Here is a 21714-nt window from a genome sequence, read left to right as displayed (position 1 = left end):
AGCAGATCTACTGCCTCTACGGCTACGTCGCGAACTGCCACACGGCCAACGCGCGGCACCTGAACGACTTCACCGCGAGCGCGTACTGCCTGGTCGAGAACTGCCACGGCGACGGCGACGATCAGGGTCCGTTCGTCACGCACGGGCAGTATGAGCACGACCTCACCTACACCGGCAACTCGGGCCTCATGACCTTCGCCAACTCCGGCGCGGCCTGGGGCTCCGCGGCCAAGCGCATCACGGTGCGCAAGCACGTGTGCTCGTGGTTCGTCGCCAGAGTGCGCATCACCGACCTCACACTCGAAGACGTGCAGGTGATCGGCAAGCCATCGCTGGCCGGATCCGGGATGCTCTGGATCAACGCCGACGGTGCCCAGCTGCGCGGCTGCACGGCATCCGACACCCTCATCATCACGCAGCAGTCGGATGCCTCGGCGCGCCCGACCGTGATCGAGAGCTCGCACTTCACCTTCGTCGCGGCGGGCGGCGAGCTCACGAGCGCCGCGGTCACGACGCCGGTGACGTTCGTCGACACGGTGCTGAACGGCGTCGGCGGGCTGAAGATCACCGGGCCGGGCGCGGTGACGTTCCGCGGATCGACGCTGACCGCCGCCGACGATGCGGCGCCGATGGTGTCGTCGTCGGAGCGACTGCGGTTCGAGGGCTCCACGCTGCGCAACGCTCGGCTGGCTGCGGCTCGCGGCGAGCGGCAGGCCGTCGAGGTCGCCGGTTCAGATGTCGCGACGGTCGGCGGCACCGGTCTCGCGCGCACCGGCGCCGGCGAGCTGCACGTCACGCTGTCGGACAGCACGTTCCGGGCCGAGGGGTCGGCGACCCACGTCGCGATCAAGACCGGCGCCACGCACTACCGCGCCGTGGGCAACCGCTTCGAGGGAGGTGCGCTCGAACTCGCCGACGGTGCCTTCGGGGCGTCGTCGACGCTCGTCCACACCGCGAACGTCGAATCCGGCGTCACCCGCACGGCGTTCCCCGCCGAGGGCGACCGCGTCGTCGACACCGCGAACATCGCGGTCTGACATGCGTGCACGGTGGGGGCGCTTCGACAGGCTCAGCGACCCGGTCTCCGGGCGCTGGGTCCCTGAGCCCGAGTGGGTCCCTGAGCCCAGCTGGGTCCCTGAGCCTGTCGAAGGGCCCCTACAGCCCGACGAGCTCGGCGCTGCGCTGCCAGAGCGCCTCGGCGAGCGCGGCATCCTCGGCCTGCGGGTTGACCTTGCTGCTGAGCGTGCGCTCGTCGTAGTACGCGCCGGAGAACCAGGTCTCGTCGGGCGTCCCCTCGATGAACCAGCGCAGGATCGCGCCGCCCTCTTCGGTGCCGGTGAGCAGGAGACGACCGAGGAAGCTGCGGTAGATCACCCGCATGATGCTCGACGAGTCCGCCGCGAAGTTCGTGCGCACCGTGCCGGGGTGGAACGCGACCGAGCTCAGCCCGTCCGGGTGGAACTTCGTGTGCAGGCTCTTCGTGAAGAGCACGTTCGCGAGCTTCGCATCGCCGTACGCCTTGTTCGCGCTGTACTTCCTGCTGTTGTCGAGGTCGTCGACGTCGATGTGGCCGAAGAGCCGGTGGCCGACGCTCGAGGTGTTGATGACCGCTGCATCCGATGCCAGCAGCGTCGGCAGCAGCAGGTTCGTCAGCAGGAACGGCGCGAGGTGATTGACCTGGATGGTCTTCTCGAAGCCGTCGACCGTCGGCGTCCGATCGCCGAAGATGCCGCCGGCGTTGTTCGCCAGTACATCGATGCCGCCGTCGTCCACCGCGTCGATGAGCTTCGCCGCGAGCTCGCGCACGTCGTCGAGGCGGGCGAAGTCGGCGGTGAAGTACTCGGCGCCGGTCTCGTCGGCGACGGCCTTCGTCTTCTCCGGGGATCGACCGACGAGGATCAGTCGATCGCCGGATGCTGCGAGCTGTCGGGCGGCGGCAGCGCCGATCCCATCGGATGCTCCGGTGATGACGATCGTGCTCATGAGGGGTCTCCGTCCGTCGGGGTGATGCGTTCGACCGCGCGAGCGACATGCTCCGCGATCACCGTGCGCGCCCGCACGGGGTCGCCGCTGGCGATCGCGTCGACGATCTCCTGGTGGCTGCGCACGTGCTGCTCCTGCTCCTCGACGTCGAGTGCATCGTTCGCTGCGCGGATGAATCCGGCGATGCGGCCGCGCAGCTGCGAGCTGATCTCGTCGAGGAAGCGGTGCTCTGCCAGGTCTGCGAGCGTCTCATGGAACAGCCGGTCCTGCCGCAGCACCTCGTCGATGTCGCCGGGAGCGGCTGCGCCCATCGCGTCGACGACCGCGCCGAGTCGTGCCGCGGCATCCGCGTTCCACCGCTCCTGCACCCGGATCGCCATGAACTGCTCGAGCACGACGCGCAGGCTCGAGATCTGCTCGAGATCGGATGCGGTGAGCTCGGCGACCCGCGCTCCGCGCCGCGGCTCTCGCACGATCAGCCGTTCCTCCGCCAGGCGGGTCAGCGCCTCGCGCACCGGGATGTGGCTGACACCGAGGCGTTCGGCGAGCGTGCGCTCGACGAGCCGGTCGCCCGGTGCGAGCTCACCCGAATGGATCGCGGCGCGCAGTTCATCGGCCACCTGCTCGGCGACGTTCCGGTCTGACACGGTGCGCATGAGGATCCCTCTCCGAGCCGCCGGTCGAAGGACAGCAGGACCGTCACAGGCTCGCACCGATGCTATGGCATCCGTCACTGAGCGTCCTGACGCCACCGGTTTCGCGTCGGTGTCGCCCACCGGAGGAGAGGAACCCCGATGAGTCCGACCACGATCGGCGACCGCATCCGCGTGCCGCGCACCGCCGCGAGGATGGGAGTGGCCCGCCGCGACATCACGCCGCCCATCGGCATCCGCGCGAAGAACTGGGGACCAGCCGACTGGGAGCGGTCGGAGGGCGCGCATCGCCCGTTCGAGCTGACCGCGCTCGCCCTGATCGCCGGTGACGACCTGCCGCGCGTGCTGCTCGCGGTCGACGGCACGTGGTGGCGTCGCGTCGCCGACGAGCAGGGTGTGCGCGGCGCGATCCTCGACGGCCTCGGGCTCGACCCGGACCAGCTCATGCTCTCGCTCTCGCACACCCACGCCGGTGCCGTGCTCTGCGCGGCCGATGTGCAGCTGCCCGGCGGCGAACTGATCCCCGGATACCTGGAGGCGCTCGCCGCAGCCGGCATCGCCGCCGGCCGCGAGGCGCTCGACACCGCGCGGCCCGGACTGATCGAGTGGACCACCGGGCGCTGCGCGCTTGCCGCCGACCGAGAGCTCGATCTCGACGGGCGGGCGCTCGTCGGCTTCAGCCCGTCGGGCACGGCCGACGACACCGTCACGATCGGGCGGATCAGCGTCGACGGTGCGGTGCACGCGACGCTCGTGAACTACGCGTGCCACCCGACGACGCTCGCCTGGCAGCACCGCGAGGTGTCGCCGGACTACGTCGGCGCGATGCGCGAGCTCGTGGAGGCCGCGACGGATGCACCGTGCCTGTTCCTGCAGGGCGCGTCGGGCGAACTCGCGCCGCGTGAGCAGTACACCGGCGACGTCTCGGTCGCCGATCGGCACGGTCGATCGCTCGGGCACGCGGTGCTCGCCGCACTCGATGCCCTGCCGTCGCCTGGCGAGGAGCTGACGCTCGAGGGCGTCGTCGAGTCGGGGGCGCCGCTCGCGATCTGGGCCGGTCAGGCTGCCGATGGCGGGACGGAGGCCACCGCATCCCTCACCGGCGTCGAGCTGCCGCTGCGCGACCTGCCGACCCTCGACGAGCTCGCCGAGGAGTGGCAGGACATCGATCCGCGCTCCCGCGAGGAGCGCCTCGGCCGGGCCCGCAACCTCCGCGACGGCTACATCGACGGACCGACCGTGCGGCATCCGCTCTGGGCCTGGCGGCTCGGCGATGCCGTGATCGTGGGGCATCCCGGCGAGGCATACTCACGCCTGCAGACGGCCCTGCGGGCGCGCTTCCCCGAGACGCCGATCGTCGTGATGAACCTCACGAACGGCCCGGGCTTCGTCTACCTGCCCACCCGAGACGCCTACGACCGCGGCGCGTACCAGGCCTGGCAGACGCCGCTCGCGCCCGGCGCGCTCGAGCTGCTGATCGAGCATGCGATCCGCGTCGTCGCCGCCCTGCTCCGTCCCCTGAGTGAGCGAAGCGAGACGACGGGCGCACCCGAACCCACCCCGATTCAAGGAGAGCAATGATCAATCCCCTCGCCATCGTCACCGGAGGATCCGCCGGCATCGGCTGGGAGATCGGCCAGCGCCTCGCGGCAGACGGGTACACCGTCGTCGCGGCTGACCGTGTCCCCGGCCTCACGGCGGGCGAGAACCCGGCGGGCGTCCGCTGGCGTGAGCTCGACGTCACCGACCACGACGGCGTCGACCGGGTGTTCGGTGAGATCGAGGCCGAGTTCGGGCCGATCGAGGTGCTGGTGAACAACGCAGGCATCCAGCGGCACCGAGGCATCGAAGACCTCAGCTGGGACGAGTGGGCGGCCGTGGTCGACGTGAACCTGCACGGCGTCTTCTCGGCGCTGCAGGCAGCAGGGCGCCGGATGCTGGAGCGCGGCGACGGGCGGATCGTGAACATCTCGTCGATCTCCTCTCGAGGGTCAGCGGGTCGAGCGCCGTACGCCACGACCAAGGCGGCGGTGATCGGTCTCACCTCGACCGCCGGTGCCGAGTGGGCGTCGCGCGGCGTTCGGGTCAACGCGGTCGCGCCGGGGTACGTCGACACCGGCGTCTTCCGGCAGGGCGTCGAGGCGGGCACGCTGAGCCTCGACACGATCCTGTCCCGCATTCCGGCGAAGCGACTGGGCGATGCGAGCGAGATCGCCGCGGCGGTGAGCTTCCTGGTCTCGGATCAGTCCCGCTACATGAACGGGCAGACGCTCTACGTCGACGGCGGCTTCATGGTCGACTACGGCGTGCCGCTCGCGAGGAAGCCCGAATGACCGAGATCGTGCGCATCGACACGGCGACCGTGCAGCTGCCGCTCCCGGCGCCGCTGCACCTCGGCGCGATGACGGTGACCCGCCGCGAGTACACCGCGGTGCGGGTGACGGACGCCGACGGCGTCTCCGGGGTCGCGTACTGCCTGTCTCGCGAGGCGCCGATGGCCGAGATCGTCGAGCGTCTCGTGGCCGGCCACGCGATCGGTGCGGATGCGGATGATCCGGCAGCGACCTGGGAGCGGATGCTGCGCGGCAGCGCGATCGTGGGCCGTGTCGGCCTGGTGCGGCGCGCGATCGGGCTCGTCGACATCGCGCTGTGGGACATCGCCGCGCGCCGCGCCGGTGCGCCGCTGTGGACGATGCTCGGTACGGGCGATGCGCCGCGCGAGGCGATGCTCGTCGCCGCGTACCCCTCGGCATCTCGGCCTCCGAGAGCGGTCGCCGACGAGGTGCTCGCCCAGGCGACCGGCTGGACGCAGGTGAAGATCTCGCGCATGCCCGATCCGGCATATATGCGGGAGCTGCTCGCACTGCTCCGCGACGAGCTGCCCGCCGAGACCGGCCTGGTCGTCGATGTCGGCTTCGGCTGGCGCGACGCCGACGAGGCGCTGGCCGAGATCGCGCAGTGGGGCGAGCTGCAGCTGGCGTGGCTGGAGGATCCGCTGCTTCCCGAGGATGCGGCGGGATGCGCGCGTATCCGGCGGGAGAGCGGGCTGCGGGTCTCGGTCGGCGACGAGGTGACCGATCCGGCGGTGCTGAAAGCGCTCGTCGAGCACGATGCCGTCGACGTGCTGCGTCTCGACGTCGTCGCGATCGGCGGCGTGACGCCGGCGCGCGAACTGGTCTCCTGGGCATCCGAGCGTGGCGTGCCAGTCTCGGGTCACGTGTATCCGGAGGTCACCGCGCACCTCGGCATCGGTGTGGAGACGTTCGCCCGCGGCGCGAACCCGTACGATCCGGCGCCCTCGTTCATCGTCGGCGGTCCCTCGTTCGAGGGGCACGTGCGACCGAGGGATGCCGTGGGGCTCGGGTTCACGCTCGATCCGGCGGTCTTCGTCTTCGACTCGACCGAGAGGGACTGACATGACCACGATCGAGACGAGTGACCGCAGCGCCGTGGTGACCGGCAGTGGCAAAGGCATCGGGCGGGCCGTCGCCGAGCGGCTCACGGCTGACGGCTGGATCGTCGTCGGCCTCGAGCGCTCGCCGGGATCGGGCACGGTCGAGGACGGGGTCGTCGCCGAGGTCGTGCTGGGCGACGCCTCGGATCGCGCGACGCATGAGCGCGCGGCCGAGGCGGCTCGGGCTCGCGCGCCGCTCGCCGGGTGGGTGAACAACGCCGGCATCACGAAGCGCACGCCGCTGCACGAGCTCGACGAGAGGACGGTGCGCGAGATCCTCGACATCAACGGGTTCGGCTACCTCTGGGGATGCTCCGCCGCCGTCTCGGCGTTCATCGACCAGGGCGTGGCGGGCGCGATCGTGAACATCGGCTCGATCCACGGCCGTGCCGGCTTCGTCGACCACGCTGCCTACGAGTTCACCAAGGGCGGCATCGATGCGCTCACCCGCAGCGTGGCCGTGAGCTACGGCGGACTCGGCATCCGTGCCAACACCGTGGCACCGGGCGGCGTGCGCACCCCGCACCTGGAGGCGCAGATCGCCGCCGCGCCGGATCCCGAGGCCGAGGAGCGCGCGCTCAACGAGGGCCCGCCGATGGGGCGCATCGCCCGCGCCGAGGAGGTCGCCGCGCTCACGGCGTTCCTGCTGTCCGACGCGGCGCCGTACGTCTCCGGACAGTCGATCGCGGTCGACGGCGCGTGGACGGCATCCTTCGGCCGCATCGCGACCGACCCGGCGCTGCGGGAGCGCTTCGAACGGCGCTGATCGGGCTCGCACGTTCTGCAGGAGAAGACCCCGAACGAAGGCAGTTCTGCCCTGCGGGCTCCGCCATTCCGTGAGATCTCCCTCACCCTGCGCGGTCTGATCCCGACGGGGAGGGCAGGGCACGATCCCGGGCAGACGGCTCAGCGGAGGTACGCATCCACGAGCAGCGCTCCACGGATGGTGCGCAGTTCGTCGACGATGCGGGCGATGCCCTTGGCGCCGACCGAGGAGAGGGCGAGGTTGTGCGGACCGAGGGGAGCGAGCGTGCCGGTCCGGATCCGGATGACCTCCCACCCGGCCGCGCGCAGGGCGCGGTCCTTGCGCAGATCGGTGTCCTCGCGCTTGCCGACATGCTCCAGGCCGTGACGGCCGACCGTGTCGTACTCGAGCGCGACCCGCAGCTCCGGGAAGACGATGTCCGGCCAGACCTCGGTGTGGCGGAAGAACGGGCGCGACACCTTCACGGCGTTCACGGCCGCATCGAACTCGATGACCGCCCCGAGCTCCGCACGCAGGCGGCCTTCCGCAGCGGATGCCGGACGCGGTGCGCACTCGCTCACGAACGCGGTCCCTGTGGGGAGGTCCGGGGTCTTCGTGCAGAGCGGTGGTGCTGGGCGACGGGGCGTTCGCGGCAGTGCGCGGGCCTCGCCGAGCACCACCGGCTGCGGACGGGCGAGCGCCGAGCACTCCGGACACCATGCGGAACGGCGGCGCACCGGTCCAGGACGCTCGCGCTGCTCGGTCGGCGTCGCGGCGAATCGGTGGCCGACCGTGCACTCCCAGCAGAGCAGCACGTCGGCGGCGAGCGGGATCTGCGACAGGACGACGCCGCCGTTCAGCTCCGGGTGGTACTGCCGCACGAGTTCCGGATACGCGGCCCAGCCTGCGCGGTAGGTGCCCACCTCATACGGAATCGCGCGACGGCGGGAGAACTGCCGTCGCGCCCACCACTGCATCACCGGTTCCGGCACGCGCCGACCATACCTGTCGGCACAGACACCCGGTCGGCGACCGTCGGTGCCGAGCCCGGTGTCCCCGGTCCGTGCGACGATCCGCGTGTCGACAGGAGAACGGATGCGCGGGGAAGCGACGGTGCTGCACGCCGACCTCGATGCCTTCTACGCGTCGGTCGAGCAGCGCGATGCGCCGCAACTGCGCGGTCGACCCGTCATCGTGGGCGGCGGGGTCGTGCTGGCTGCGAGCTATGAGGCGAAGGCGCGAGGAGTGCGCACCGCCATGGGAGGCCGACGGGCGCTGGAGCTCTGCCCCGATGCCGTGGTCGTCCCACCACGCATGCACGCGTACTCCGCCGCGAGCAAGGACGTGTTCGCGATCTTCCGAGACACCACCCCGCTCGTCGAGGGCCTCTCGATCGACGAGGCGTTCCTCGAGGTCGGCGGTCTGCGACGGATCGCGGGCAGCCCGGAGCACATCGCGGCGCGGCTGCGCGAACGGGTTCGGGCGGAGGCCGGGCTCGCGATCTCGGTCGGCGTCGCGCGCACGAAGTTCCTCGCCAAGGTCGCCAGTGCGGTGAGCAAGCCCGACGGCCTGCTGGTCGTCGAGCCGGAGCGCGAGGAGGAGTTCCTGCGGCCCCTCCCGGTCGAGCGACTGTGGGGCGTGGGCGCGGTGACGGCCGAGAAGCTGCACCGCCACGGCATCCGCACGGTCGGAGAGCTCGCCGATCTCGAATCCGCGGCCGCCGAGCGGATGCTGGGCAAGGCCACCGGCGCTCACGTGCACGCCCTGGCGCGTCTGCGGGATCCGCGGCCGGTCGACACCACCCGACGACGGGGGTCCATCGGCTCGCAGCGCGCGCTCGGCAGTCGCCCCCGAACGGCCGACGAGCTCGATCTCATCCTCACGCAGATCGTCGATCGGCTCGCCCGCCGCCTCCGCGACGGCGATCGCGTCTGTCGCACCGTCGTGCTGCGGCTGCGCTTCGGCGACTTCGCCAAGGCCACCCGCTCCCGCTCGCTCCGCGCATCGACCGACCGCACCGCCATCCTGCTCACCGTCGCGCGCACGCTGCTTGCGGCGGCGCAGACCGAGATCAGCGCACGCGGGATCACCCTGATCGGCGTCTCGCTGTCGCAGCTCGACCGTGCCGAGCGCGTACAGCCCGAGCTGCCGATCGACTGGGGAGATGAGGCGCGCCTCGACACGGTGCTCGACACCCTGCGCGACCGCTACGGTGCGACCTCCGTCGCACGGGCGGCGCAGTTGGGGCGCGATCCGGGGTGGTCGTCGCCGATCCTGCCAGAACACGAGTGACGCGCGCCGGGTCGGCGCTGCACGCTTCGGTGTCTGCGGCGTGGGCGCGCCAGGCTCACGCGCTCGCCAGGCTCACGCGTCCCGAAGGAGAACGCTCGGAACGACGGATGCTTCTGGCTGGAGCATCCTTCATTCCGCGAGATCTCCTTCGATCCGGGCGAGGCCCGAAGCTCAGGCCTTGAGCATCGAGGCGCGCGCGATCAGACCGTCGATCACGTCGAAGGTCGCGATGGTCTCGGTCGCGACGCCGGCGTTGACGACCTGTTCCTGCGCGACGACCCAGCGGCTGCCGAACAGCACGGTGGCGTCGATCACGCACGAGAGTTCCGGGTTCTGCAGCCGCGGCTCGTAGAACGCCCGGATCGCCGTCGAGCCGACGACGGGTTCCTGCGCGACGCCGGTGATCACGGCATCGTCCGCATAGGTCGCGACGAAGGCGTCGAGGTCGTGCGCGTTGAACGCATCGAGCTGCGCCTGCACGGTGTCGAGGGCGGAGCGGTCAGTGGCGGTGCGGTCAGTCAATGCGAACTCCTCCGTTGACGTCGTAGGTGGCGCCGGTGATGAAGCCGGCGCGGGGCGACGCGAGCGAGGCGATGATCCAGGCGACGTCGGCGGGTTGCCCGAAGGCACCGAGCGGGATCGATGCCTCGAGCTTCTCGCGACCCTCGCCCTGCAGCTGGTCGGTGATCGCGCTCGCGACAGGACCGGGTGTCACGGCGTTGACGCGGATGCCCTCCGTCGCGAGGTGCCGGGCGAAACTGCGCGTGATGGCGAGCAGCGCGCCCTTGCTGGCCGCGTAGTGGATGCCGGTCTGCAGCGCGCCGACCTGTCCGGCGATCGAGGCGATGTTGACGACCGAACGGTCGCCCTCGGCGGCACGCAGCAGCGGCAGTGCGGCGCGGGTCAGGAAGAACGTGCCGCGCGCATTCGTCTCGAGGACGAGGTCCCACTCCTCGAAGTCGATGTCCTCATACGGCGTGTACGGGCAGACGCCGCCGTTGTTGACGAGCACGTGCAGCTCGCCCCAGGCGGATGTGAGCTCCGCGACGAGCGCGGCGATCGAGTCGGGCTCGCGCAGGTCGAGGCGAGACACATGCGCCTCGGCTGCGCCAGCTGCCCGGCACTCCTCGGCGACGCGAGCGGCTTCCGCTTCGCGTCCCGTATAGGTGAGCCAGAGGGCGGCACCCTCGCTGGCGAGTTCGAGTGCGGCGGCGGTTCCGATCCCGGAGCTGGCCCCTGTGATGAGCGCGCGGCGAACAGTCATGGCTCGATGCTATACCCATCTGCTATTTGCTATAGCATTTCTGACATGACCCAGCCCTTCATCCTCGTCAGCGACTGCGACCTGCCGGGAACCGTCATCGAAGACTCCCTGCGACAGGCCGGACTCCGCGCCGAGCGCGCGGCATCCGGCGGCATCGACGACCTCGCGGTGTTCGGCGCCGACGCCGAGGGTCTGGTCGTGCAGTGGGCGCAGATCACCGGTGCGGTGATGGATCGGATGCCGAAGCTCCGCATCATCAGCCGCGTCGGCATCGGCTACGACATGATCGATGTCGAGGCGGCGACCGCTCGTGGCATCGCCGTCGCCAACACCCCGAGCTATTGCACCGAAGAGGTCGCCTCGCACACGATCGCCATGATCATGACCCAGGCCCGCGGCCTTCCGGCGTACGACCGCGCCGTGCGCGCCGGCACCTGGAAGGCGGTCGACGCCCGGCCGCTCGCCGTGCGTCCATCGACCACCACCGTGTCGGTGCTCGGCTTCGGGCGCATCGGCTCGATCGTCGCCCGCGGATGCCGGGCGCTCGGGTTCCGGGTGCTCGTGGCCGACCCGTACGCCTCGGCAGCGGCGGTGCGCGATGCCGGATGCGAGCTCGTCGAGATCCCGGATGCCGTCGCCGACGCCGACATCCTCACGCTCCACGTGCCGCTGACCGATGCGACCCGTCATCTGATCGATGTCGCATCGCTCGCAACCATGCAGCAGGGCGCTGTCGTCGTGAACACCTGCCGAGGCCCGCTCATCGACGAGGAGGCGCTCGCCGCCTCCCTGCGCGCCGGACACCTCGGTGCTGCCGCCCTCGACGTCTTCGCGGGCGAACCCCTCGCTGCCGACTCGCCGCTGCGCGACCTCGATCAGGTGCTGCTCACCCCGCACGCCGCCTGGTACTCGCCCGAAGCCCTCGCGGATCTGCCGGTGCACGCGGCCGACAACATCATCCGATTCCTGGCCGGCGAATCCGTGTCGATCGTCAACCCGACCTTCGCCGACGCGCGCTGACCGGAAGGCACCCATGGAACTCCTGCGACTCGGCCCGATCGGTCACGAGCGTCCGTACGTCCGCGACGGCGGCAAGGTCTTCGCCCTCGCGCCCCTCACCGCCGACATCGACGGCGCCTTCCTCGCCGCCGACGGCATCGCCCGCGTTCGGGAGGCGCTGCAGCGCCGAGAGCTCGAAGCGACTGCGATGGAGGGCCTGCGCATCGGCGCCCCCATCGCCCGCCCGACCGCGGTGATCTGCATCGGACAGAACTACGCGGCGCACGCCGCCGAATCGGGAGCGGAGCCGCCGGAGCATCCGGTCGTGTTCTTCAAGCATCCGAACACGGTCGTCGGCCCCGACGATGTCGTGCTGCTGCCGCCAGGTGCCGAGAAGGTCGACTGGGAGGTCGAGCTCGCGATCGTGATCGGGAGGACCGCGCGATACCTCGCGTCGCCGGATGCCGCGCGCGAGGTGATCGCCGGATACACGATCTCGAACGACGTCTCCGAGCGGGCGTATCAACTCGAGGTGTCTGGCGGACAGTGGTCGAAGGGCAAGTGCTCCGAGACGTTCAACCCGCTCGGTCCCGTGCTCGTCCCGGCAGACGAGATCGACCCGCAGGCGCTGCGGCTGCGGTCGTTCGTGAACGGTGAGCCACGGCAGGACTCCTCGACGGCCGACATGATCTTCCCGGTGCTGCAGATCGTGCACGAGCTCAGCCAGTATCTGGTGCTCGAGCCGGGCGACGTGATCAACACCGGCACGCCGCAGGGCGTCGCGCTGTCAGGGCGCTTTCCGTACCTGCAGCACGGCGACGAGATGACCATCGAGATCGAGGGACTCGGGCGTCAGCGCCAGCGCACGGAGCGCGTGCACCTGGGCTGAGGTCGACCGGACAGGTGTCGCAGATGGCCGCCTCAGCCCACGCGATGCGGCCATTCGCGACCCCAGCCGCACGACGGCTCGGCGCGAGAAGGCCGGCTCAGCCCGCGAAGGGAAGCACCGGGATGCCGTGCACGCCGGGACGCACGGCGTACACCGAGCCGGCGTCGGTGCCGTGATCGGCGGCCAGTCCCTGTGCCGAGGTCGTGATGTAGAGCGTGCCCAGGTCGTCGTCGCCGAACGTGCAGGCGCTCACCTGCGGCACCGGCAGCTCGATCCTGGCGATGCGTTCGCCGGCGGCGTCGTACCCGTGCACGGCGCTGCCGCCCCAGAGTGCGACCCAGACGCTGCCGTCCGCGGCGACCGTGAGGCCGTCCGGCGAGCCCTGGTCCTCAGGGATCCGCGCGAACACGCGGCGGCCGCCGAGCTCACCCCGGTTCGTGTCGAACACGTCGATCCGATGCGCTGCGGTGTCGACGTAGTAGGCGCGCCGCCCGTCCGGCGAGAAGCCGATCCCGTTCGAGATGGTGGTCTTCGGCAGCACCGTGGTCACGGTGAGCTCGGCGTCGAGGCGCAGCAGCACCCCGGCGTCCGGCTCGGCCTCGTAGCCCATGGAGCCGGCGAGCAGGCGGCCGACCGGGTCGCAGCATCCGTCGTTCATGCGCACTGCGGGGTCGTCGAGCAGCGTCGTGACAGCGCGGAACTCCCCGTCCGGATCGTCGGCGAGGTGCAGCGTGCGCGCCCCGGCGGCGACGATGCCGCCACTTCGCCGCGGTCGCGCGAACGCGAGGTACTCGTCGTCGATGTGCTGCCGTCCGACACCGTCGGCGCGCAGCGTGAGCAGGTCGCCGGCGTCGCCGTCGACCCAGCGGAGTCCGCCCCACGCGGTCGACCACACCGGAGCCTCGGCGTGGTGCGCGACGGGACCGGTGACGTTCTCGGGCGTCATGCGCCTTCTCGCGGCTGGCGCAGCGGGTCGGCGATCGGCATCCGCTGCGGTTCCGGCGCGGGAGCAGCCGGCGGCTCCATCGGTGTGGCCGGGGCCGCGATCTCGCGGGCGACCTGCTTCTCGAGCACCGTGACGGCATCGTCCGAGAGCAGGATCAGCCCGTCGAGCTCTTCGCGCACGCGCTTGTACGCGACGTTCCGCTCGGCCTGGGTGGCCGACTCGTCGACCGCGACCTTCAGCAACTGCTGCGCACGGTCGAGCCGCTTGCGCTCCGGCTCGGTGAACGTCGAGTCGCGCAGGCGCCTGGCATCCTTCTCGGCGATCTCGAACGCGACCGCATAGTCGCCGACCGCCTGGAGGTACTCGCCGACCTGGGTATCGCTGACCTTGGCGTCGGTCGATGCGGGGCGTAGGGCATCGGCCTTCTTCTTCGCCCGCAGGAACGCGGCCGTCAGCGGCTGCCGGCCGTCGCTCATCGCGGGGAACGCGATCAGCTTCGCGACATCGAGCTCGTAGTCGAGCCAGCGGGCGGTGATCTCGTCGTGCTCGGTGAACAGGCGCCCGAGCAGGTCGTCGGAAGAGACCGATGCCGTGGTGTCGACGAACGACGGACCGCGCTGCTTCGCCTGGCGGGTGACGCCGCGCGCCTCGATCTCGGCGGTGCGCAGCTGGGTCTTCAGGCGGAGGGTCTCAAGGCGCCGCTCATGACGACGCTTCGCATTGCGTTCCCACGCCTTCGCGGCGCCGCCGGCCATTCCCATGAGCGGGAAGAGCAGCCACCAGTAGTTCCACCATTCCATGATGTGCACAGCCTACTTCTCGTTCTCCGCCGCGCGGTGTCGCTCTGGAACTCGGCATGCAGACGATCGACCGCGAAGAATGCCTTGCGTCGAAAACCTGAACAGTCTAGGTTTTCGTGCACGGGAGAGGATTCCCGGATGTCGCACGGATGCGACAGCGACTGACCCCACCGGCCAAAGGAGGCAGGGATGAGTGGTTCTGCAGCGGGGATGCCGTCTGGCATGACGACGGCGAGCGCGATCGCCCGTGAACATCATTGGTTCTCCGAGCCGACCGCGCCGGCGAAGAAGTCGTACGTCGTCTGGCTGATCATCGCCCAGTTCGTCTTCTTCGTCGCGCTGCTCGGACCGGCGATCGTCGGCATCGGCCTGAAGATCACCGATCTCCAGAACGCAGGGGCGATCGCCGACGGCGCCGCGGGGTTCAACACCGCATCGGCGATCCTCGGTGGCGTCGGCGCATTCTTCGCCACGGTGGCGAACGTCGTCTTCGGTCGTGTCTCCGACCGCACGACCAGCCGCTGGGGGCGTCGGCGCATCTGGATCGTCCTCGGCACGGTGGTCATGACCGTCGGCTTCGTGGTGATGGCGCTCGGCGACAGCCTGCTCGTGGCCACCATCGGCTGGGCGATCGCGCAGCTCGGCGCGAACGCGACGCTCGCGCCGTTCGTCGCGACCATCGCGGACCAGGTGCCCAAGTTCCAGCGCGGTTCGATCACCGCCGGGCTCGGCATCGCGCAGAACCTCGGCATCGTGGGAGGCGTCTACGTCGCAGGCTGGTTCTCCTTCAGCCTCTTCATCGTCTTCGTGATCCCTGCCATCCTCGCCATCCTGGTCATGGTCGTGTTCGCGATCGTGCTTCCCGACAGAGTCCTCCCGACGAGACCGCCGAGGATCAGCTTCAGAGAGATCCTCCAGACCGTGTGGGTCAGCCCCGTGGCGCACCCGGACTTCGCCCTCGCATGGTGGTCGCGATTCCTCATCACGTTCGCGAGCTTCGGCTTCACGACGTTCCGCTTCGCGTACATGGGCTTCCACCTCGGTGTTCCCGAGGAGGAGATCGGTCTGCTCATCGCCAACACCACGCTGGTGTACACCGGAGCCCTCGTCGTCACGGCCTGGATCGCGGGGAAGATCTCGGACAGGATCGGCAGGCGAAAGGTCTTCGTCTGGACGTCGACCGTGATCTTCGCCGCCGGGACCTTCGCCCTGATCTTCATCCAGGACGTGCCGTCGTACTACATCCTCGAGATCCTCCTCGGCGCGGCATACGGCATCTACGTCGGGGTCGACCTCGCGCTCGTCGTCGATGTGCTGCCGAATCCGGATGACTCCGGCAAGGACCTCGGCGTGTTCAACATCGCCAACGCGCTGCCGCAGACAGCAGCGCCGCTGGTCGGCGGCTTCGTCCTGGCGGCCACCGGCGGTGCGAGCGGAGCTGACTACTCCATCTGGTTCACGGTGTGCGCGGTCGCGGCCCTGATCGGAGCCGTGGTGATCCTGCCGATCAAGAGCGTGCGGTAGTCGGGCCGGCGAAGGCAGGGTGGCCCTGACGCCAGGCATCCAGCCGCAGCCGCGCCTCACCGGAATATCGGCACTCGTAGACTGACGTGATGACTCGCCGCGGACAGTATGCGAAAGGCGCAGCCAAGCGTGCCGAGATCCTCGACGCGGCGCTCGAGGTCGTGGCGGAACACGGATGCCGCAAGGCGTCGAACCGCGAGATCGCGGCGCGAGTCGGCCTGACCCAGGCCGGGCTCATGCACCATTTCGGCACCCGCGAGGAACTGTTCATCGAAGTACTCCGCGCCCGCGACCAGCGCGACCTCGAGCAGTTCTACGCTCCCCACCGCGGCTTCCAGGGACTCCTCGACGTCATCGCGCACAACGTCACGGTGCCGGGTCTCGTGCGCCTCTACGTCGAGTACTCCGCCGAGGCGACGATCGCGGGGCATCCGGCGCGGGCCTTCTTCGAGGAGCGCTTCGCGTGGGTGCGAGGTCTCCTCATCGAAGCGCTGCAGCAGGAGCAGATCGAGGAGCGGATGGGACCCGAGCTCGACCTCCCGTTCGTCGCCGATCTGGTGATCGCCGCCACCGACGGACTCCAGGTGCAGTGGCTGCTCGACCCGTCCATCGACATGACGGCGCGGCTGGCGCGCCTCTGGGAGGGCGTGCGGGCGTCGTCCTGGCCGACGATCCTCGCGTGAGGCGCGGGATTCCCCGGCTCTCCGGGCGGCCGCGCCGAGTCGGCGGCTTGATACGGTCGGGAGCATGACCGCTCTCGTGCTGAAGATCGTCCTCGTGGTGATCGCGCTGCTGTTCGTGGTGGTCATCGTCCGCTCGCTGTTCCTGCGGCCGAACAGCTCGGCGAAGCAGATCGTGCGCATCCGACTCCACAAGGCGGTCGGCATCGTGGCCGCGGCGCTGATCGCCCTCGGGCTGTTCGCGTCGGTCCTGGGGTTCGGCAGCGGCGACATGCGCGACCCGGTGCCGTTCCGCATCGCCTCCGTGGTGCTCGTCGTGGCCGGCCTGCTCGTGCTGCTGGCGTACCGCAACTGGTATCTCGAGCCGGGTCGCGACGCGATCGCGTTCCGCACGGTCTTCGGTGCCGAGCGGGTCATCCGCCATCGCGACATCGTCTCCCAGCGCAGCACCGTGCGACGCGGCAGGAGGATCCTCGCCGTGACCTCGTCGGACGGCACGAGGCTGCGCGTCGACGTGACGGCGCACGGGCTGTCGCAGTTCGCCGCCGCTGCCGAACGCGCAGCAGCGGCCCATCGCGCTCCCGCCCGCCCCTGAGTTCGATTCCTCTCGGGGCGGTCGTGCGGCAGGGGATGTCCAGAACGCATCGCCATTGCTATAGTCAACGTGATTGACTTGCTGGCTGGACACCGAGAGTTGGACGATGATGACCACACCCCGCACGACCCAGGTGCTGGACTGCGACGGCGTCGCGATCTCCGCCGAGGTGCGCGGATCAGGCTCGCCGGTGCTGCTGCTGCACGGCTACCCCGAGACGAAGGCGATGTGGCGCGAGGTCGGCGACGTGCTCGCCGAGGAGCACACCGTCGTCGCAGCCGACCTGCGCGGATACGGCGATTCCGCGAAACCTCGCGGCACGCACTACGCCAAGCGCGACATGGCCCGAGACCAGGTCGCGCTGATGCGACAGCTCGGGTTCCCGCGGTTCGCGGTGGTCGGGCACGACCGGGGTGGTCGGGTCGCGCACCGGATGGCGCTCGACCATGCGGATGCCGTGGCATCCCTCGCCGTGCTCGACATCGTGCCGACGCTGCACATGTTCGAGCACGTCGACCGGCCGATGGCGACCGCGTACTTCCACTGGTTCTTCCTCGCGAGGGACGACGGGATGCCGGAGGCGCTGATCGGCGCCGACCGCGAGAGCTGGCTGCGCAGCCGATTCACCGGACGGCGGCACGACGGCGATGCGCTGCCCGATGCCTACGACGAGTACCTCCGTTGCTTCGACATCGACACCGTGCACGCGTCCGGCGCCGACTACCGCGCCGCCGCCACGATCGACCTCGAGCACGATGCTTGCGATCGTGAGGCAGGTCGCACCGTGGACTGTCCGACGCTCGCACTCTGGGGTGCGCACAGCTATGTCGGCCGCAACTTCGACGTGCTCGCGACCTGGGCGCCGTACGCCCCCGACGTCACGGGAGCGGCGATCGACGCCGACCACTACCTCGCGGAAGAAGCGCCAGCGCCCACGGCATCCGCTCTCCGTGCCTTCCTCTCGCAGGTCGCCGCATGAGCGCCCGCGACCAGGCGGTCGAGCGTCTCGATCGGCTCGTCTCGATCGAGACGCCGACCGGGGATGCCGCCGGCCTCGCCGAGGCGCAGCGCCTGGTGTGCTCCTGGCTCGATCCGGTGATCGGCGAGCCCGGCATCATCGAGACCGTCGACGGCGTCGACCACCTGCGCTGGTCCGGGGGCGATGCGCCGTCGGTGCTGCTGCTCGGGCACCTCGACACCGTCTTCCCGACGGGCACGATCCGCGAGCGTCCGTTCCGGGTCGACGGCGACACCGCGACCGGGCCCGGCGTCTTCGACATGAAGGCCGGCATCGTGATCATGGCGGCGGCGCTGGCCCGTGCCGCCGACCCCGGCGGCGTCGCGGTGCTGCTGTCGAGCGACGAGGAGGTCGGCTCGCTCACCTCGCGCGCGCTCATCGAGCGGGAGGCCGCCCGTGCTGGGACCGTCCTCGTGCTCGAGCCGAGCCTCGACGGTGCCCTGAAGATCGCACGCCGCGGCGGCAGCATCTATCGCGTCGAGCTCACCGGCCGCGCGGCGCACGCAGGACTCGAACCCTGGAAGGGGCGCAGCGCCCTCACCGAGCTCGCGCACCATGTGCTGGCACTGCCCGAGCTGGCGGATCCCGACGCCGGCACCACCGTGAGCCCGACCGTCGCGAGCGCAGGCACGGTCACGAACGTCATCCCCGAGCATGCCGAGGTGCGCATCGACGTGCGCGCCTGGACCCTCGGCGAGCTCGAACGCATCGACGCCGAGATGCAGGGCCTGACCGCGCACACCGAGGGTGTCGCCGTCGAGGTCATCGGCGGCATCAACCGTCCGCCCATGGAGGCGAGCTCCTCGGCCGAGCTGCTCGACTGCGCCAGACGCGTCGCGGCCCGCCTCGGGCATCCGGAGGTCGAGGCGGTCTCGGCCGGCGGAGCCTCAGACGGCAACTTCACGGCCGCGGTCGGCGCTCGTACGCTCGACGGGCTCGGACCGCGCGGCGCCGGAGCGCATGCCGACCACGAGTGGGTGTCGGTGGACTCGATGATGGAGCGGATCGAGCTGCTCGCCGGGATGCTCGACGAGCTCGCGCTGGGCTGAGCTCAGGCGCCCGGCGCGTGCCGCTCGATGCTCTCCAGCAGCAGGTCGAGCGCGGTCTCCCAGGCGCGGGGATCGCGCACGCCGGGGAGGCTCTCGCCGGCCCAGGCGATCTCGGGGTGCTCGACCGGGTCGAGGCGGCGGTAGTCCATCTGCCAGGTCAGCTCATCGGCATCCTGCACGTCGGCGGGCAGTGCGGTGAGCGCGGCCTGGATGCTGGATGCCGAACGGATCAGCTGGCCCAGCGCGCGAGCGTACAGAGCCGCCTGCTCCGGTCCGTACCCGCCGCGGCGCAGCGCGCCGATCGAGAACTCCATCGAGGCGAAGTCGGTGGGGCGGCGCAGCGCCATCTGCAGTGCGAACTCGGGGTAGCGCATGTAGTGGTCGTGGATCAGGTGCGCCTGCGTGCGCAGGTCGGCCATCCAGTCGTCGGTCGCGACCATGCCACCGCTGTACGAGCGGGCGCGGAGCGTGTCGATCAGTGCGAGCAGCAGCTCGTCCTTGTCGCGGAAGTGGCGGTAGATCGAGGTCGGGTGCGCGCCGAGCTCTTTGCCGATGGACTGGAAGGTCAGTCGGTCCAGGCCCTCGCGTTCGACCACCCGGTCGGCGGCCGCGACGATGATGTCGCGGCTGAGCGAGTCGCGGGCTCGACGGGGCCGGGCGGCGCCCTTCGCGGATGCCGGCGCCTTCGCCGATGCCGTGGCCTTCCGAGTCGCCATCGAGCGCTCCGTTCACTGTCGTCACCGCGTGTCGCTCACGCAGAGATCACGGTACCTCACCGTCGTCACGCTGTCTGTCAGCGTCATCGACAATCTCCGGAACCTTGCCGCCGACCCTGTCGGAAGCAGCGTAGCCAATGTTATAGTCAACGCCATTGGCGATGATGAGGAGAGCGCGACGATGCTGCACACCCCGGAAGACTCCACGACGACGACGACGCTCGACGCGCGCTTCGCAGTGCCGTACCTCATGACCGTGCGGCCGTCGGCTGGCGCGAACGACCTCGCGCTCGTGGTCGAGAACCACCCCGAGGGCGCCCGAGGCCGCATCTGGCACGCGCCGGATGCCCCGGGGGAGCTGCTGCCGTTCGACGTGAGCACCGGCGCGATCGTCTCGCCCGATGGCCGCTGGGTCGTCGACCTCGATGACGGCGGCGGCTCCGAGGTCGGCGCCCTCGTCGCCATCTCGCCGGACGGCGCGGAGCGCGTCGAGCTCACGCCTGGACGCGAGCCGTACGTCCTCCGCGGACTCGAGTTCTCCTTCGACGGATCCGCCCTCGTCGCGACGGTCGTCGACGAGGAAGGCTTCCACATCCTGGTGATCCCCGCCGCTCCCTGGGGCGAGCCGAAGATCGTGTACTCCGACCCGATCGAGGCGTGGTTCGGCAAGCCGTCGGCCGACGCCTCCCTGGTCTCGATCGACACCACCGCCCACAACCCCGGCATCCGTCGCCCGCTGATCACGGTGGTGGATGTCGCGTCCGGTGACACCGTCGCCACGCTCGACGACCTGCCGGCCGGCCCGGTCCGCGCCGTGCGGTTCTCGTCGGTCCTCGGTGACGACCGACTGCTCCTGAACACCGAGCGGAGCGGCTTCTCGCGACCCGCGATCTGGCATCCGCGCACGGGCGAGCGCCAGGACTTCGACCTGCCGGAGCTCGCGGGAGAGGTGCTCGCCCTCGACTGGCACGTCCCGAGCGGCCGCGTCCTCGCGCTGCACGTCGACGGCGGCATCCACCGGCTGATCGAACTCGACGAGTCGGATGCCGCGGTGCGCACCGTGCTCGAGGGTGGCAGCTTCGCGGAGCCCGACATCGCGAATCTGCATCCCTACTACTGGACCTCGTACTTCGCGCCGGATGGCGCCGTGCGCGCGCTGCGCTCGAGCTGGGACGTGCCGCTGCGCGTGACCGAGGTCGCAGCCGACGGCACCGAGACGACGCTGATCGCCCCGGCCGCGGTGCCGACGGGGCATCCGCTCTCCTCCACCCTCGTCACGAGCGCCGACGGCACCAGGGTGCAGCTGTGGTCGGGGCGCCCGGCCGATCGTGAACCGCTCGGCACGATCCTCGAGATCCACGGCGGCCCCATGCTCGTGGCGGTGGACCACTACAACCCATCGGCCCAGGCCTGGCTCGACGCCGGCTTCGCCTACGCCTCGTTGAACTACCGCGGATCGGTGACCTTCGGTCGGGCGTTCCGCGAGGGCTTCTGGAACGCCGGCGGCGACCGCGAGATCGAAGACGTCTCAGCAGCGATCGCCTGGCTGCGCGAGCAGGGTCTCGCCGATCCGGCATCCACCTTCATCACCGGGGCGTCGTACGGCGGGCACATGACCCTGCTGAGCGTCGGGCGACTGCCGGAGCTCTTCGCGGGCGGGCTCGCGCACGTCGCCGTGGCCGACTGGTCGGTGACCATCGACGCCATGAACCCCGCAGTGCGCTCGGTCTGGAGCTCGTGGGTGCCGCCGGAGCTCGTCTCGCGCTTCTCGGCCATCACGTATCTCGACGAGGTGACGGCATCCGTCTGGATCAATCAGGGCTCGATCGACACCCGCACGCCGGTGATCGGCGTGCAGGGCTACGTCGACCGGCTGCGCGCTCGCGGCGGCGACGTCGTGCTCGACATCTTCACCGGCGGGCATGAGCCGACCGGCCTGAACGGGGCAGCGCACGACCAGCGTCGCATGCAGGAGCTCGCCCTCCGCACGCGTGCCGGCGAGCAGTGGGACGACACTGATCTCGCTCCTAGTCACGAACATTGACTAAAGTGCTTGCTATCTTTTCCGGTCAGCTCTAGAGTCAGACCACCACCCGCACCACAGCAC

At 70.4% G+C, this 21714-nt stretch carries 21 protein-coding genes and 1 pseudogene; 14 read left to right on the top strand and 8 right to left on the bottom strand.

Translation table 11 applies throughout. The features are described from left to right. Nucleotides 1-1037 (top strand): annotated as a pseudogene (locus V7Z82_RS08030) (peptidase C14); the annotation flags it as partial. Nucleotides 1038-1155: 118 nt separating this feature from the next. On the opposite strand, the gene V7Z82_RS08025 reads toward V7Z82_RS08030, so the two are convergent. After that, the gene (locus V7Z82_RS08025) at nucleotides 1156-1983 is read right to left on the bottom strand and encodes an SDR family NAD(P)-dependent oxidoreductase (protein ID WP_334149883.1); all 828 of its coding nucleotides are present in this window, start codon (nucleotides 1981-1983) and stop codon (nucleotides 1156-1158) included. Further along, nucleotides 1980-2639, bottom strand: coding sequence for a GntR family transcriptional regulator (locus tag V7Z82_RS08020; protein ID WP_334149881.1), 660 nt, complete (start codon nucleotides 2637-2639; stop codon nucleotides 1980-1982). Before V7Z82_RS08020 ends, V7Z82_RS08025 begins: the two co-directional genes overlap by 4 nt. A gap of 138 nt (nucleotides 2640-2777) precedes the next feature. On the opposite strand from V7Z82_RS08020, the gene V7Z82_RS08015 reads away from it, so the two are divergent. From V7Z82_RS08015 to V7Z82_RS08000, 4 genes are read left to right on the top strand one after another with little or no spacing between them, the layout of a single operon-like run. Next, complete coding sequence (locus tag V7Z82_RS08015; protein WP_334149879.1) at nucleotides 2778-4217, top strand: hypothetical protein; 1440 nt, start codon at nucleotides 2778-2780, stop codon at nucleotides 4215-4217. Next, entirely contained in the window at nucleotides 4214-4969 is a 756-nt protein-coding gene (locus V7Z82_RS08010) for an SDR family NAD(P)-dependent oxidoreductase (RefSeq protein WP_334149877.1), read from the top strand. The genes V7Z82_RS08015 and V7Z82_RS08010 overlap by 4 nt, the downstream gene beginning before the upstream one ends. Further along, nucleotides 4966-6051, top strand: coding sequence for a mandelate racemase/muconate lactonizing enzyme family protein (locus V7Z82_RS08005; protein ID WP_334149874.1), 1086 nt, complete (start codon nucleotides 4966-4968; stop codon nucleotides 6049-6051). Before V7Z82_RS08010 ends, V7Z82_RS08005 begins: the two co-directional genes overlap by 4 nt. Before the next feature lies 1 nt (nucleotide 6052). Continuing rightward, entirely contained in the window at nucleotides 6053-6856 is an 804-nt protein-coding gene (locus V7Z82_RS08000; protein ID WP_334149870.1) for an SDR family NAD(P)-dependent oxidoreductase, read from the top strand. A 140-nt stretch (nucleotides 6857-6996) separates the two neighbouring features. Here the strand turns inward: V7Z82_RS08000 and V7Z82_RS07995 are convergent, their stop codons facing one another. Further along, nucleotides 6997-7812, bottom strand: coding sequence for a hypothetical protein (locus tag V7Z82_RS07995; RefSeq protein ID WP_442927599.1), 816 nt, complete (start codon nucleotides 7810-7812; stop codon nucleotides 6997-6999). Between the two features lie 118 nt (nucleotides 7813-7930). Here V7Z82_RS07995 and dinB point away from each other — a divergent pair, with 118 nt between their 5' ends. Then, nucleotides 7931-9127, top strand: a complete 1197-nt coding sequence (gene dinB, locus V7Z82_RS07990) for a DNA polymerase IV (RefSeq protein WP_334149866.1) — start codon at nucleotides 7931-7933, stop codon at nucleotides 9125-9127. 171 nt (nucleotides 9128-9298) lie between these two features. On the opposite strand, the gene V7Z82_RS07985 is transcribed toward dinB, so the two are convergent. Further along, a complete protein-coding gene (locus V7Z82_RS07985) occupies nucleotides 9299-9649 on the bottom strand; it encodes a nuclear transport factor 2 family protein (RefSeq protein WP_334149864.1) in 351 nt (116 codons plus the stop codon). Then, nucleotides 9642-10391 (bottom strand): SDR family NAD(P)-dependent oxidoreductase, encoded by a 750-nt coding sequence (locus V7Z82_RS07980; protein WP_334149862.1) that lies wholly within the window; start codon nucleotides 10389-10391, stop codon nucleotides 9642-9644. The genes V7Z82_RS07985 and V7Z82_RS07980 overlap by 8 nt, the downstream gene beginning before the upstream one ends. A gap of 45 nt (nucleotides 10392-10436) precedes the next feature. Here V7Z82_RS07980 and V7Z82_RS07975 point away from each other — a divergent pair, with 45 nt between their 5' ends. Beyond that, on the top strand, nucleotides 10437-11411 hold the full coding sequence (locus V7Z82_RS07975) for a C-terminal binding protein (RefSeq protein ID WP_334149860.1): 975 nt from the start codon (nucleotides 10437-10439) through the stop codon (nucleotides 11409-11411). 13 nt (nucleotides 11412-11424) lie between these two features. After that, nucleotides 11425-12279: a fumarylacetoacetate hydrolase family protein gene (locus V7Z82_RS07970; protein ID WP_334149858.1), complete on the top strand. Its 855-nt coding sequence runs from the start codon at nucleotides 11425-11427 to the stop codon at nucleotides 12277-12279. 97 nt (nucleotides 12280-12376) lie between these two features. On the opposite strand, the gene V7Z82_RS07965 is transcribed toward V7Z82_RS07970, so the two are convergent. Together V7Z82_RS07965 and V7Z82_RS07960 are read right to left on the bottom strand one after the other, a co-directional pair. Continuing rightward, the gene (locus V7Z82_RS07965; RefSeq protein WP_334149856.1) at nucleotides 12377-13225 is read right to left on the bottom strand and encodes an SMP-30/gluconolactonase/LRE family protein; all 849 of its coding nucleotides are present in this window, start codon (nucleotides 13223-13225) and stop codon (nucleotides 12377-12379) included. Further along, nucleotides 13222-14025: a hypothetical protein gene (locus V7Z82_RS07960; protein ID WP_334149893.1), complete on the bottom strand. Its 804-nt coding sequence runs from the start codon at nucleotides 14023-14025 to the stop codon at nucleotides 13222-13224. Before V7Z82_RS07960 ends, V7Z82_RS07965 begins: the two co-directional genes overlap by 4 nt. Nucleotides 14026-14214: 189 nt before the next feature. Between V7Z82_RS07960 and V7Z82_RS07955 the strand changes: the two genes are divergently transcribed. From V7Z82_RS07955 to V7Z82_RS07935, 5 genes are all read left to right on the top strand, one after another. Continuing rightward, nucleotides 14215-15549 carry an MFS transporter gene (locus V7Z82_RS07955; RefSeq protein ID WP_334149854.1) on the top strand — a complete coding sequence of 445 codons (1335 nt, stop codon included), beginning with the start codon at nucleotides 14215-14217 and terminating at the stop codon, nucleotides 15547-15549. A gap of 89 nt (nucleotides 15550-15638) precedes the next feature. Continuing rightward, a complete protein-coding gene (locus V7Z82_RS07950) occupies nucleotides 15639-16232 on the top strand; it encodes a TetR/AcrR family transcriptional regulator (protein WP_334149852.1) in 594 nt (197 codons plus the stop codon). Between the two features lie 64 nt (nucleotides 16233-16296). Further along, complete coding sequence (locus V7Z82_RS07945; protein WP_334149850.1) at nucleotides 16297-16824, top strand: hypothetical protein; 528 nt, start codon at nucleotides 16297-16299, stop codon at nucleotides 16822-16824. A gap of 106 nt (nucleotides 16825-16930) precedes the next feature. Continuing rightward, nucleotides 16931-17803: an alpha/beta fold hydrolase gene (locus V7Z82_RS07940; protein ID WP_334149848.1), complete on the top strand. Its 873-nt coding sequence runs from the start codon at nucleotides 16931-16933 to the stop codon at nucleotides 17801-17803. Then, nucleotides 17800-18891, top strand: a complete 1092-nt coding sequence (locus tag V7Z82_RS07935) for a M20 family metallopeptidase (protein ID WP_334149846.1) — start codon at nucleotides 17800-17802, stop codon at nucleotides 18889-18891. The genes V7Z82_RS07940 and V7Z82_RS07935 overlap by 4 nt, the downstream gene beginning before the upstream one ends. A 2-nt stretch (nucleotides 18892-18893) precedes the next feature. On the opposite strand, the gene V7Z82_RS07930 is transcribed toward V7Z82_RS07935, so the two are convergent. Beyond that, nucleotides 18894-19607 (bottom strand): TetR/AcrR family transcriptional regulator, encoded by a 714-nt coding sequence (locus tag V7Z82_RS07930; RefSeq protein WP_334149844.1) that lies wholly within the window; start codon nucleotides 19605-19607, stop codon nucleotides 18894-18896. 181 nt (nucleotides 19608-19788) lie between these two features. Here V7Z82_RS07930 and V7Z82_RS07925 point away from each other — a divergent pair, with 181 nt between their 5' ends. Next, entirely contained in the window at nucleotides 19789-21651 is a 1863-nt protein-coding gene (locus tag V7Z82_RS07925) for a S9 family peptidase (protein ID WP_334149841.1), read from the top strand. Nucleotides 21652-21714 lie beyond the last annotated feature (63 nt).

The organism is Microbacterium sp., assembly GCF_036823965.1.
Classification (GTDB): domain Bacteria; phylum Actinomycetota; class Actinomycetes; order Actinomycetales; family Microbacteriaceae; genus Microbacterium.
This window is presented reverse-complemented; position numbering and strand designations above follow the sequence as displayed.